General features: G+C 71.9%; 7 protein-coding genes. 5 read left to right on the forward strand and 2 right to left on the reverse strand.

Translation table 11 applies throughout. From position 1 onward, the window contains the following. Nucleotides 1-48: 48 nt before the first annotated feature. Complete coding sequence (locus AB0D74_RS38740) at nt 49-1,392, reverse strand: CAP domain-containing protein (RefSeq protein WP_362597623.1); 1,344 nt, start codon at nt 1,390-1,392, stop codon at nt 49-51. A 103-nt stretch (nt 1,393-1,495) separates the two neighbouring features. Then, nucleotides 1,496-2,722: a serine hydrolase domain-containing protein gene (locus tag AB0D74_RS38745; protein WP_362597626.1), complete on the reverse strand. Its 1,227-nt coding sequence runs from the start codon at nt 2,720-2,722 to the stop codon at nt 1,496-1,498. A 307-nt stretch (nt 2,723-3,029) separates the two neighbouring features. On the opposite strand from AB0D74_RS38745, the gene AB0D74_RS38750 reads away from it, so the two are divergent. The 5 genes from AB0D74_RS38750 (at nt 3,030) to AB0D74_RS38770 (ending at nt 11,805) form a co-directional block, all read left to right on the forward strand. After that, nucleotides 3,030-4,811 carry a M4 family metallopeptidase gene (locus tag AB0D74_RS38750; protein WP_362597629.1) on the forward strand — a complete coding sequence of 594 codons (1,782 nt, stop codon included), beginning with the start codon at nt 3,030-3,032 and terminating at the stop codon, nt 4,809-4,811. A 205-nt stretch (nt 4,812-5,016) separates the two neighbouring features. Beyond that, entirely contained in the window at nt 5,017-6,207 is a 1,191-nt protein-coding gene (locus tag AB0D74_RS38755; protein ID WP_362597632.1) for an ROK family transcriptional regulator, read from the forward strand. Between the two features lie 31 nt (nt 6,208-6,238). Further along, nucleotides 6,239-8,035 carry a CBM35 domain-containing protein gene (locus AB0D74_RS38760; protein WP_362597636.1) on the forward strand — a complete coding sequence of 599 codons (1,797 nt, stop codon included), beginning with the start codon at nt 6,239-6,241 and terminating at the stop codon, nt 8,033-8,035. 114 nt (nt 8,036-8,149) lie between these two features. Next, a complete protein-coding gene (locus tag AB0D74_RS38765; RefSeq protein WP_362597639.1) occupies nt 8,150-10,495 on the forward strand; it encodes a glycoside hydrolase N-terminal domain-containing protein in 2,346 nt (781 codons plus the stop codon). Beyond that, nucleotides 10,492-11,805: a GDSL-type esterase/lipase family protein gene (locus AB0D74_RS38770; protein ID WP_362597642.1), complete on the forward strand. Its 1,314-nt coding sequence runs from the start codon at nt 10,492-10,494 to the stop codon at nt 11,803-11,805. Before AB0D74_RS38765 ends, AB0D74_RS38770 begins: the two co-directional genes overlap by 4 nt. The last annotated feature ends 1 nt before the right edge of the window (nt 11,806 follow it).

An 11,806-nucleotide genomic window follows, 5' to 3' on the forward strand; every position in this document is an offset into this window, starting at 1 on the left:
TGGTGTCCCGGACGGACCCGTTCCGCCAAGATCACGGTGTGTACCGGTTCAGGCACCGAACAGCTGGGTCCAGTAGGTGCCGGCCCGACCGCCCCCGGCGAAGCCGATGCCTATGTGGGTGAAGTCCGGTTTCAGGATGTTGGCCCGGTGGCCGGGGCTGTTCATCCAGCCGTCCACCACCTCGGCCGCGGAACGCTGGCCGCAGGCGATGTTCTCGCCGATGGTGCGCCGCCGTGACCCCGCGGCGGCGGCCCGGTCCCACGGCTGGGTGCCCTCGGGCGAGGTGTGCGAGTAGAAGTCGCGGGTCGCCATGTCCGTGCTGTACGCCTGCGCGGCCGTGGCCAGCTGCGGATCCACCGCGAGCGGTCGCAGCCCGGCCCGGGTGCGCTCCCGGTTGGTGAGGTCGACGACCTCGTCGCGGGTGCGGGTCAGCTCGGCCTGGGTGAGGGGTCTGGCCCACAGCGCTGTCCAGTAGGTGTCCCCGTCGCGCGGGCCACGGGCGTGGGCGAGGCCCGCGTGGGTGAACGCCGGGTCGAGCAGGGTGCGCCGGGCGTCCTCGCCGCGCAGGCAGTAGTCGACGAACTCGGCCGGGGTGCGGGGGCCGGAGACGAGGTGCTCGCCGACCGTGACGTAGGCGAACCCGGTGGCGCTGATCCGCTGGTGGACGGAGACGCCGTCGGGGCCCTCGCCGGCCAGTCGGCCCGCGTCGGCCATCGCCGTGGCGTGGGCGAGGGCGGCCGAGGTGAGCCGGGCGTCCGGGGCCACCGGCGGGCGGCCGGCCCGGGCGCGGGCGGAGTTGACCGCGCCCAGCAGGCCGTCCGGATCGGGCAGCGCAGCCGTTGAGGGGCGGGCCGGGGAGGCCGCCGTCCGCTGGGCCGGGATGGTGGCGCGGGAGCCGGGGGAGGGCTGCCGGTCCTCGACCACGTCGACCCCGAAGTCCCGGGCCAGCCCGGCCAGTCCGTCCGCGTACCCCTGGCCGATGGCGCGCAGCTTCCAGCCGGTGCCCCGCCGGTATATCTCGGAGAGCAGCAGCAGCGTCTCCGTCTGCGGGCGCGCCGGGGCGAAGCGGGCCAGCGTGCGGCCCAGGCGGTCGGTCACGTGCAGGGTGGCGGCGGGCAGCCGGCCGAGCGGGGTGCCGGGCTCGGCGGCGGTGACCGTGAGGGTGACGCGCTGGGCGCCCGCCCGCAGCAGGGCCGGTTCGACGGTCAGCGTGTCGCCGCGCAGCCGGACGCCGGGTGCGTCCGGCTGGTTGTAGAAGACGAAGTCGGCGTCGCCGCCGACCTTGCCGCTCTCGTCGGTGATCAGCGCCGACACGTCGAAGGGGCCGGGCACCCGCAGGGTCAGCGCGCCGCCCGGAAGAGGCAGATTGCCCCCGGGGACCAGCTCGCTCATCGCGCCGCCTCCGTGCGGTCGGGGGCCGGACGTCGCGCCCGGTGGGGGAGTCGCCGGTTGAACGTCCGGCCCGGGCGCGAGGTTCCCCGCGGGGACCGGGGTGCTACTGCTCCCGCGGCGCGGCCGGTGCAACGTCCTCGCGTTCGAGCGGCACGGCCGCGCTGCGCGGGGACTTCTGCTTGCCGCAGAACGCCGGCTCCAGCGTGGCCGCCAGCGTGTTGAGCACGTCGGAGCTGTTGGAGGCGTTGGCGAGCGCGGTGAGGCTGCGCTTGCCGTCCTTGCTGGTGAACGAGTACGTGTAGTAGCCCTGCACGGCGCCCGTGTGGCCGTACACCGAGACCCCGCACGACAGGTCGCGGCGGCGCAGCCCGAGGCCGTAGGAGGTGTTGGCGTTGACGCGGGTGAAGCGCTCCATCTCCGCGAGGCGGGCGGTCGACGTCAGCTTTCCGCGTACCAGCGCCGAGTAGAACGTGTCGAGGTCGCGGGCGCTGGAGATGATGGCGCCCGCGCTCTGGGCCCAGGAGACCGTCTGGTTCGTGGCGTCGACGGGCGCGGCACCCGCCCGGTCCGCGGTGAGGTAGCCGCTGGCGTGCACGCCCGGGATCTTCGTGTCGGGGTGGACGTAGAAGGTGTCGTCGAGCTTGAGCGGCTTGAAGATGCGGTTCTGGTACTCCGTGCGCACGCTGTGCCCGGTGAGCTTCTCGATCAGCATTCCGGCGACGACGAAGTTGGTGTTGGAGTACGAGTAGGCGGCGCCCGGCGCGTTGGTGCGCGCCTTCTTCAGGGACAGGTCCAGCAGTTGGCGGTAGGTGAAGACCTTGTTGCGCACGGCCTCGAAGCCGGAGACGCTGCTGGCGAACATGTCGTTGGTGTAGTCGTAGAGGCCGCTGCGGTGGCTCAGTACGTGCCGCACGGTGATGCGGTCGTCCGGCAGCAGCCCCGGCAGGTAGCGGTTGACCGGCGCGTCCAGGGCGAGCTTGTGCTCGTCCACCAGTTGCAGCAGGACCACCGCCGAGAACGTCTTGGTGACGCTGCCCACCCGGAAGCGGTCGGCGGTGGTCAGGGCCCGCCGGCTCGCGCGGTCGGCGATGCCCTGGGCGGACCGGTAGACCTGCGTGCCGTCGTCGATGCGGGCCATCGCGCCGGGCGCGCCCTTCGCCACCACCGAGCGCAGCACCGCGGTCAGCCCCGCGGTGTCGGGCGCCGGGAGGGCCGCGGCCGTCCGGGCCTTCGCCGTCGTCTTCAGGGGCGCCGCCTGGGCCGGGACCGCGAGCAGTGACAGCGTCACCGCCCCGAGCACCGCACTTCTGCACACCATTGCCGAGACCATTCGGACCTGCTCCTCTCTGAGCCGTCTTCGATGCGAGATGAGTCACATCGGGTTCGGGGAACCCTCTCGCATCCCGTCACATCTCCACAGCCGACGCACAGTTGGTCACTCCTTGATCACCGTGCGGTGCGGATTCGCCAAGTATTGCCATGAAAAGCAAGAAAAGCGACGAATTGCGCTTTACATGGACATGATTCGTCCGTAAGGGTTGCGGCCGGGGCCCGACCAGCCCCCTTGGCGCCCAACGGCGCCCTGCCGCAAGGCGGTTGGTGACCACGGCCGTCTTCGAACGAAGGAACCCTGATCAGTGCGTAGTGCGCACATACGCAGCGTGGCGGTCGCCGTCGCCGTGACGACGGCCGCCACGGGCCTGGCCGGTACGGCCTTCGCCGGTCCCGCGACGGGGGAACGACAGGAGGCCGTGGCCGCCGCCACGACGACCGCGCAGGTGGTGGCCGCGGCCCGGACCGCGGCCTTCGCCCATGCCGCGGCGACCGGAGTCGGCGCCGGCGACGAGCTCCAGCCCCAGGACGTGATGATCGACCCCGAAGGGGCACGCCACGTCCGCTTCGTCCGCACCCACCGGGGGATGCCGGTACTCGGCGGCGACCTCGTCCTCCATCTTTCCCGCCGGTTGGCCTACACCGGCGTCACCCGGGCGGCCGACCACGCCGTCAGGCCCGCCGCCACCGAGGCGAAGCTGACCGCCCGGCAGGCCGAGGAGAAGGCCGCCTCGGCCGCCGACGGCGACCCCGGCACCGCCCGGCTCGTGGTGGACGCCCGGAACGGCGCCGCCGCCCTCGCCTACCAGGTGGCGGTCGACGGCTCCGGCGGCACCAGCACGGTCGTCGTCGACGCCCTCACCGGCAGGGTGCGCAGCAACACGCCGGACAGCGACGAGTTCCTCTCGCCCCGGCTGCTCGACACCCTCCGCAGCCGCGGCGAGACCCTCGACCCGGTCCTCGGCACCGGCGTCCGGGCCCAGGCCCTCACCGGCGCGTCCGTCTCCGTCGCCGCCCACTACCCGGCGACCGCCCACGGCTCCGGCAGGTCCCTCTTCGTCGGCAAGGTCCCGCTCACCACCACGCAGACCGCCCGCAAGAGCTTCCTGCTCAAGGACCCCACCCGCTACGGCACCGAGACCCGGGACGCCAAGGGCAGGGAGACCGAGAGCTTCGGCCAGGGCACCAAGTTCACCAGCACCACCGACAGCTGGGGCAACGGCACCACCACCAGCCGGGGCAGCGCCGCCGCCGACGCCCAGTACGGCATCACGGAGACCCTGGACTTCTACAAGAAGGCCTTCGGCCGCAAGGGCATAGCCAACAACTCCAAGCCTGCCCGCGCCATGGTCCACTGGGGCAACAAGGTCGGCAACGCCTTCTGGGACTCCACCTGCGGCTGCATGCTGTACGGAGACGGCGACGGCACCGAGATCAAGAAGCCGCTGGTCGTCCTCGACGTCACCGGCCACGAGCTGACCCACGGCGTGGTGGACGCCACCGCCGAGCTCGAACCGACGCGCGTCGACAGCGACGGCAACCAGTACGGCGAACCGGGCGCGCTGAACGAGTCGCTCGCCGACGTCTTCGGCTCCGGCGTGGAGTTCTTCGCCAACAACCCGAAGAACCCGCCGAACTACCTGCTCGGCGAGAAGCTGGGCCTGCGCCAGAAGTTCCTGCGCCGCCTCGACCACCCCTCGCTCGACCGCCTCGAAGGCACCGTCGACTACTGGTCGCCGGAGGTCGCCGACGCCGAGGTGCACGCCGGGTCCGGCGTCTCCTCGCACGCCTTCTACCTGCTCGCCGAAGGCAGCGGTCGCAAGACGATCGGGGCCACCACCTACGACTCGCCGACCTACGACGGGTCCACGGTCACCGGCATCGGCCGCGCCAAGGCCACGGCGATCTTCTACCGCGCCCTGACCCGGTACATGGTCTCCTCGACCGACTTCCACGACGCGCGGATCGCGACGCTGAAGGCGGCCACCGACCTCTACGGCGCGAGCAGCACCGAGTACCGCACGGTCGACCAGGCCTGGGCCGCGGTCAACGTCACCGAGGCCGACACGCCGGCCGCCCGCCACTGACGGGCGCGCCCTGCCGCTGATCCGGGTGCCCCGTCGGGGGGCTGGGCACCCGGATCGGTCGCGTTTGCGGTCACGCTTGCGGAACACGAGCCAACGCCCCTGTCCCACCCGTCATTTGAAGGCCATGGGAGCCTCACAGTCAACCATCAGGTGATTCCTGTTTCTTTTATTGACAGCGGAAAATAAGCCACCTAAGTTCCCGGCCATGCGCTCCACCTCCCGTACCGAGACGTTCCCGGCCCACACGCCGGCCGCCTCGCAGATCTTCACCACGGTCCTGTCCCACGGCCCCCTCACCCGGCTGGAGGCGGCCCGCCGGGCCGGCCTGTCGCCGGCGGCCGTGACCAAGGCCGTCCGGCCGCTGCTGGCGGCCGGGTACCTGGCGGAGGACGCCGACGGCGAGGCCCGGCCCTCCCTCGGCCGCCCCGCCAACCTGGTACGGGTGGACGGCGGACGCGCACTCTTCATCGGGGTCAAGGTGACCGGCGACGAGGTCATCGCGGTCCTCACCGACCTGTGCTGCCGGATCCTGCTGGCCCGCCGGCTGCCGGTCACCGACCGCGCGGCCAGGGCCGTCCTGACCTCCGTCGCCGAACTCACCCACGAACTGCGCACCGAGGCCGAGGACTTCGGCGCCCCGGTACTCGGCCTCGGCATCGCCGTCTCCGGCGACGTGGACCGCGCCGAAGGCGTGGTGCGCTACTCGCCCTTCCTCGACTGGCGGAACGTGGCCCTCGCCGAACTCGCCGCGATGACCACCGGACTGCCGGTCGTCGTCGACCACGACGTCCGCGCCCTGACCGTCGCCGAGCAGTGGTTCGGCGCCGGGGTCGGGCTCTCCGACTTCGCCGTCGTCACCGTCGGCGCGGGCATCGGCTGCGGACTGGTCGTCCACGGCCGGGTGGTGTCCGGAGCGCACGGAGTGGCCGGGGAGATCGGGCATGTGGCCATCGACCCGGCCGGGCCCCTCTGCCACTGCGGCAACCGCGGCTGCGTGGAGGCGATCGCCGGGGACGCCGCGATCGTCACCCGCATGCGGGAGGTGACCGGCCGTGAGGTCGCCGACTCCGCGGCGGCGCTGGCCCTCGCCCACGAGGGGGTGCCCGGGGCGCGCGAGGTGTACGCCCGCGCCGGGGAGGCGATCGGCCGGGGCATCGCCACGGTGGCCAACCTCTTCGGCCCCGAACGCGTGATCATCTCCGGCGAGGGACTCGCCGCCTACGACCTCTTCGCCGAGCAGATCCTCGACTCGTTCACCGCGGCGGCCTTCGGCTCCGCCGCGCAGAGCGACGTACAGACCCGCCCACTCGCCTTCGAGGAGTGGGCGCGCGGGGCCGCCGCCGCCGCGATCCAGTCCTTCATCACCTCTTCTCCCACACCGACGGGCAAGGGCTGAGCCGCCCAAGACCCCGAACCCTGGAGGGCCCATGCGGTCACCTTCGAATTCCGCCCTGCCCGTACGCGGGCTGAGAACCGTCCTCGTGCTGGCGCTGACGGCTGCCTTCGCGGCCACCGTGCCCGCCGCGCAGGCCCAGACGCCCGCCCCGATCGCCGCCAAGCCCTACATGGGCTGGTCGAGTTGGAGCATGCAGTCGTCCAAGTACCCCGGCCTCAACGACAAGGGCGACTACAGCTACCTCACCGAGGCGAACGTCCTCAAGCAGACCGACGCCCTGGCGAGCAAGCTGAAGAAGTACGGCTACGACCACGTCAACATCGACGCCGGCTGGTGGATGGACTGGAACTGGAAGCAGGGCTACGACCAGTACGGCCGTCAGAAGGCCGACCCCGCCCGCTTCCCCAGCGGCATGAAGGCCGTCGCCGACCACATCCACGCCAAGGGCCTCAAGGCCGGCATCTACCTCCCGGCCGGCCTGGAGAAGGGCGCCTACGGCGACGGCAGGACGCCGATCTGGAACGCCGAGGGCTGCACCACCGCCGACGTCGTCTACGACGACCTGCGCACCACCAACGGCTGGGACAGCTCCTACAAGCTCGACTTCGACAAGCCCTGCGCGCAGAAGTACATAGACTCCCAGGCCCAGTTGATCGCGGGCTGGGGCTACGACTTCCTCAAGCTCGACGGCGTCGGCCCCGGCTCCGGCAAGAGCGGCGACCAGTACGACAACGTCGCCGACGTCGCCGCCTGGCACCAGGCGATCGCCGCCACCGGCCGCCCGATCCACCTGGAGGCCTCCTGGTCCCTGGACTTCGGGCACGCCGCCGACTGGCAGAAGTACACCAACGGCTGGCGCATCGACACCGACGTCGAGTGCTACTGCAACACCCTGGTCAGCTGGGAGAACTCCGTCGACGACCGCTGGGACGACACCCCTGCCTGGACCGACAAGGCGGGCCCCGGCGGCTGGAACGACCTCGACTCCCTCGACGTCGGCAACGGCGCGATGGACGGCCTCACCAAGGCCGAACGGCAGAGCTACGCCACGCTCTGGGCCATCGCCAAGTCGCCGCTGTTCACCGGCGACGACCTCACCAAGCTCGACGACTACGGCGTCTCGCTGCTGACCAACCGCGACGTCATCGCGATCGACCAGAGCGACAACCCGCCGGCCCGGCCGGTCACGCCGTCCGACCCGCAGCAGGTCTGGGCCGCGAAGAACGCCGACGGCACGTACACGGTCGCCCTGTTCAACCTCGCGGACTCGCCTTCGGCGGTCACGGCCGACTGGACCGCCCTCGGCTTCAGTGGCAAGGCGTCGGTGCGGGACGTGTGGAACAAGGAGAACCTCGGCAGCTTCCAGAACAAGATCACCGAGGCGCTGCCGGCGCACGGCTCCCGGCTGTTCACCGTGACGCCGAAGGGCAGCGCGCCGGCGTCCACCGGGTACGAGGCCGAGGCGAGCGGCAACACGCTGAGCGGCAACGCGTCCGTCGCCGGGTGCGACGCCTGCTCCGGGCAGAAGAAGGTCGGAAACCTGTACCAGGGCGGCAAGCTGACCTTCAACAACGTTGTCGTCGACAAGGCGGGGACGTACCTGGTGAAGGTCGCCTACATCAGCGGTGACTCCCGCTCGGCCACCGTCGCGGCCAACTCCGGGGCCGGGACCGGTCACAAGTTCCCGTCCACCGGGGACTGGGGGACCGTGGCGACGGTGAGCGTGCCGGTGGTGCTGAAGGCCGGTGCCAACACGATCAGCTTTGACAGCGGGTCGGGGTACGCGCCGGACGTCGACCGGATCGACGTTCCCAAGTCGCCTCGGTAGCCGGTCGCTTCGGTTACGTGCGTTGTTCGGGAACTGCCGGCCGGTGGGGGCCGGCCGCGCAGTTCCCCGCGCCCCTGAAGGGGCGCCCCCTCACGGACGTCGGATTGGAACCCCATGGACAACCACCCCAGCAGACGCGGCTTTCTGGCGCTCGCCGCCGCCACCGGAGCCCTCGCCTCGCTTCCTTCCTTCACTGCTTCCGCCGCACCGCAGCGCTCCACCGAACCGCTCACGACCACCCGCCACCAGCTCTGGTGGCAGGCGCCCGCCGACGACGGGTCGATGATCACGCAGGGCCTGCCCGTCGGCAACGGCCGGCTCGGCGCCCTCGCCGGCAACGACTCCGGCCGTGAGCTGCTCCTGGTCACCGACGCCACCCTGTGGACCGGCGGGCTCAACGACACCCTCGACTCCGACGGCCAGTTCCCCTACGGCCGGGCGGACTTCGGCTCGCTCACCCTTCTCGCCCGGCTCACCGTCGAGATACCCGACCACGACCTGGGCTCCGTCTCCGACTACCGCCGCACCCTCGACCTCGACAACGGCGTGGTGACAGCCTCCTACGTCCGCTCCGGGGTGACGTACCGTCGGCAGGTCTTCGCCAGCCGCCCCGACGACGTGATCGTGGTGCACTTCGGTCAGGACGGCGGCGGGCGCCACACCGGCACCATCACCCTGGAGGGCACCCACGGGGAGACCGGCGGCACCGCCGAGTCGTTCGCCGGGTCCTTCGCCAACGGCCTGAAGTACGGGGCCGCCGTCAAGGCGTACGCCAACGGCGGCAGCGTACGAGTGAGCGGGTCCCACATCAGCTTCGCCGACTGCCGGGAGCTGACCGTCGTACTGAGCGGCGGCACCGACTACGCACCGGACGCCGCCGCCGGCTACCGTGCCCCCGCCGTGAACCCGGTGGCGCTGGCCCGCACCAAGGTCGAGGCAGCCGCCCGGCACTCGGCCGACTCGCTGTTGCGCACCCATGCCGCCGACCACCGGGCGCTGTTCGGGCAGTTCGACCTCAGCCTCGGCACCTCGACGGCCGACCAGCGGGAGCTGGACACCTGGGCGCGCGTCCAGGCCCGCGCCGCCACCGGCGACCCCGACCCCGAACTGGAGGCCGCCTACGCCCAGTTCGGCCGGTACCTGATGGTCGCGGGATCGCGTGACAGCCTCCCGATGGGCCTGCAGGGCCTCTGGCTGGACGGCAACGACCCGGACTGGATGGGCGACTACCACACCGACATCAACGTCCAGATGAACTACTGGCTGTCCGACCGGCTGGGCCTGTCCCAGTGCTTCGGCGCCTTCACCGACTACTGCGTCGACCAGCTCCCGTCCTGGCAGGACACCACCCGGCGGCTCTTCCAGGACTCCCGCAACCGCTACCGCAACTCCCGCGGCAAGGTGGCGGGCTGGACCGTCGCCATCTCCACCAACCCCTACGGCGGAGGCGGCTGGTGGTGGCACCCGGCCGGCAACGCCTGGCTCTGCCAGAGCCTGTGGGAGCACTACGAGTTCACCCGGTCCCGCGCCCATCTGGAGAAGATCTACCCACTCCTCAAGGGCGCCGTCGAGTTCTGGGAGGCGCGGCTGCTCACCACCACCCTCGACGACGGCAGGGAGGTGCTGATCGCCGACAGCGACTGGTCGCCCGAGCAGGGGCCGCTGGACGCCAAGGGCATCACCTACGCCCAGGAATTGGTCTGGACCCTGTTCGGGAACTTCCGTACTGCGGCGGCCGAGCTGAAGAGGGATGCTGGTTACGCGGGCACCGTCGGCGGGCTCCGCGACCGTCTCTACCTGCCGGTGGTGAGCCCCAAGACCGGCTGGCTGGAGGAGTGGATGTCCCCGGACAACCTCGGCGAGACCACCCACCGCCACCTCTCGCCGCTCATCAACCTCTTCCCCGGCGACCGGATCCGCCCGGACGACTCCACGCCGAAGGACGTCCTCGCCGGTGCGACGGCTCTGCTGACCGCCCGCGGCATGGACAGCTACGGTTGGTCCAACGCCTGGCGCAGCCTGTGCTGGGCCCGGTTGAAGAACGCGGAGAAGGCCTACCAGCTCGTCGTCAACAACCTGAAGCCGTCGGTGAACGGCAGCAACGGCAGCGCGTCGAACCTCTTCGACATCATGGACATGGGCGGAGGCCGCGGCATCTTCCAGATCGACGCCAACTTCGGCACTCCGGCCGCGATCGCGGAGATGCTGCTGTACTCCCGCCCCGGCCACCTGGAGCTCCTGCCCGCCCTGCCCGACGCCTGGGCCGCCTCCGGCAAGATCACCGGGGCGGGCGCCCGCGGCGGCTTCGTCGTCGACCTGAGCTGGCGGGACGGCAAGCCGACCGAGGCCCGGATCCGCAGCGTCGGCGGCCGTACGACGACGGTCGCCTACGGCGGCAGGAGCCGGACGATCACGCTGAAGCCCGGCGCGTCGATCACGCTGAAGGACCTGGCCCGGTGACCGGCCGGTCCGCGCGCCTGCTCGGCCTCGCCGCCGTCTTACTGACCACGGTCGCCTGCCAGACCGGGGCCGCCACGGCGACACCCGGGGCACAGCCCTCCGCCCAGTCGTCCGGCCCGACCTCCGCCCAGCTCTCCGGCCGGCCGTCCGCGCGGCCCTCCGCCCGGTCCGCGCAGCCCGCCGCCGGGTCCGCCGCCTCCGCCCGGCACGACGTCGTCACCTGGGGGGCCAGCGCCGACCAGCTGGGGCAGGGCACCGCCGACCGCGGCTACCGGCTGGTCGTGCACACCAGCGCGGCCGGCAGCGACCTGCGGATACGCCTGTCCAACGCCTTCGGCGACCGCCCGCTGACCCTGGACAGCGTCTACGCCGGCCTGCAGAGCGCGGGCGCCGCCCTCAGGCCGGGCAGCAACAGGCGGCTGACCTTCGACGGCGCCCGCACGGTCACCGTGCCGGCCGGCGCGACCGCGTGGAGCGACCCGCTGCCCGGCACCCTGCCCGCCGGCAGCAACCTGGTCGTCAGCCTGCACAGCCCGGACGCGGCCGGCCCCGCCACCGGCCACGGGATGGCCATGCAGACCTCCTACCTCACCCAGGGCGACCACACCGCCGAGGAGAGCGCCGCCAACTGGACCGACACCACCGGCTCCTGGTGGTACCTGGACTCGGTCTCGGTACGGCCGAAGGACCCGGACACCGGGGCCGTGGTGGCGCTCGGCGACTCCATCACCGACGGCTGGGCGTCCACCAGCGACCAGAACCGGCGCTGGCCCGACTACCTCGCCCGGCGGCTCCGGAAGGCCGACACCGAGGTCAAGGGAGTGGCCGACGAGGGGATCTCCGGCAATCAGGTCCTCGCCGACGGCGCCGGGCAGGCGGCCCTCGAACGGCTGGACCGCGACGTCCTCAGCCAGCCGGGCCTGCGAACCGTCTTCCTCTTCGAGGGGGTCAACGACATCAAGGCCCACACCGGGGTCACCGCGGCCGACCTGATCGCCGGCTACCGGGAGATCGCCCGGCGGGCGCACGCGGCCGGAAAGTGCGTGGTCGTCTCGACCGTCGGGCCGTTCGAGGGCTGGCCGGAGTGGGACCAGGCCGGCGAAGCGGTGCGGCAGCAGGTCAACCAGTACATCCGCACCAGCGGTGAGTTCGACGGGATCGCCGACTTCGACCGGATCCTGCGCAGCCCCTACGACCAGGCGCGGATGCTGCCGTTCCTCGACGGCGGCGACCACATCCACCCCAACGACAAGGGAATGCAGGCCATGGCCGACTCCGTCGACCTGGCAAGCCTCGACTGCGACCGCTGAG

This window comes from Streptomyces sp. NPDC048278 (assembly GCF_040652195.1).
Lineage (GTDB): Bacteria > Actinomycetota > Actinomycetes > Streptomycetales > Streptomycetaceae > Streptomyces.